Origin of the sequence: Lentzea kentuckyensis (assembly GCF_002150765.1) — a bacterium.
GTDB classification, from domain to species: Bacteria; Actinomycetota; Actinomycetes; order Mycobacteriales; family Pseudonocardiaceae; genus Lentzea; species Lentzea kentuckyensis.
Map to the genome: position 1 here is coordinate 1 of NZ_MUYM01000202.1, position 1416 is coordinate 1416.

The 1416-nt window shown below is 68.9% G+C and carries 2 protein-coding genes and 1 pseudogene; 2 read left to right on the forward strand and 1 reads right to left on the reverse strand.

Features of this window, described 5'->3' with window-relative positions:
• On the reverse strand, window positions 1-252 hold a 252-nt coding region (locus tag B0F77_RS45845; protein ID WP_143467284.1), incomplete at its 3' end, for an SDR family NAD(P)-dependent oxidoreductase.
• Window positions 253-335: 83 nt separating this feature from the next.
• Between B0F77_RS45845 and B0F77_RS45850 the strand changes: the two are divergent.
• Together B0F77_RS45850 and B0F77_RS45855 are read left to right on the forward strand one after the other, a co-directional pair.
• Window positions 336-759 (forward strand): annotated as a pseudogene (locus B0F77_RS45850) (MarR family winged helix-turn-helix transcriptional regulator).
• Window positions 760-781: 22 nt separating this feature from the next.
• On the forward strand, window positions 782-1416 hold a 635-nt coding region (locus B0F77_RS45855; protein WP_211294376.1), incomplete at its 3' end, for an acyl-CoA dehydrogenase family protein.

The window sequence follows — 1416 nt, forward strand, 5'->3', positions numbered from 1 at the left end:
GTTGTTGACGAGCACGTCCACGTCGGGCACCTGGCTGATCAGCTCCTGGACGCCCCGCGCGGCCGAGATGTCCGCCGCGACACCGCGCACGTTCCCGTACCCGCTGAGCTTGCCGACCGCCTCGGCCACCCGCTCCTCACCGCGGCCGCTCACCACGACGGCGGCACCCGCCTTGAGCAGGCCTTCCGCGGTGGCGAAGCCGATGCCGGCGGTCGAGCCCGTCACAAGTGCCGTGCGTCCCGACAGATCCATGTCTCTCCCCGGTAGACTTGTTGAGGACGATTACAAGCGTACGCAATAGTTGCACACGCTGTCTATTTGAGAGGGATTGACGTATGTCACTGGACGACGACGCCGTCCAGGCGCGCGCGCAGGGCTGGCGCACGCGCGCGTATCGAGGACCGCCTCGAGAGAGCACTGCAGAAGGCGCACGAACTCTCCGTCAGCGAGTACACCGTTCTGGACGTCCTCAACCGTCAGGACGGCTTCCACCTCCGGATGAACCAGCTGTCCAACGCCGTGGTGCTCAGCCAGTCGGCCACGACGCGCCTGGTCACGCGGCTGGAAGACCGCGGCCTGCTGGCGCGCTACCTGTGCCCCACCGACCGCCGCGGCATCTACACCGAGGTCACCGAGAAGGGCCACGAGCTGCTCGCCCTGGCTCGTCCCACGCACGACGAGGTGCTCTCCGCGTCGCTTTCGGAAGCCGGCGACGTTCCGGAGCTGAGGCCACTCGTTGAGGCGCTCGCCAAGCTGTAGCGCGTCCAGCAAGATCGCGCGCATGGATCTCCACGCCCTGATCCGCGCCGAAGCGCCGTTGGCCGAGCAACAGCGCGCTCTCACCGAACCAGTGCTGACCGCGCTCGTCGACCACGGCGTGCACCGGATGATCGCCCCGAAGCGCTACGGCGGCGCGGAGCTCGGCCTGCCCGAGTGGAGCCGCGAGATCCAGGAGCTCTCCCGGTCCGACGCCTCGACGGGCTGGACCGCGATGACGACCACCATCTCGTCGTCGCTGGCCTGGTACCTGCCGCAGGAGGCCGCCGACGAGGTCTTCAGCGACCCGCGCGCGTTGATCGCGGGCACCGCCGCACCGCTGGGGAAGGCCGTGGAGGCCGACGGCGGTTATCGCGTGACCGGCCGTTGGGGCTGGGGCAGCGCAGTCGCTTATTCCTCGTGGGTCATCGGCGGCACTCTCACGCCCGTAGGCCCGCGTCTGGCCGTGTACCCGCGTTCGGACGTGACGATCCACGACACCTGGCACGCCGCCGGTCTGCGTGCGACCAGTTCGCACGAGTTCTCTCTCGACAACGCCTTCCTGCCGTTGCGCCGCGCGGTGTGGCCGATCGGCATCACGCCCGGCATCGAAGGCCCCATCACGGTGTTCCCGTACTTCAGCTTCCTGGCCGTCGGCGT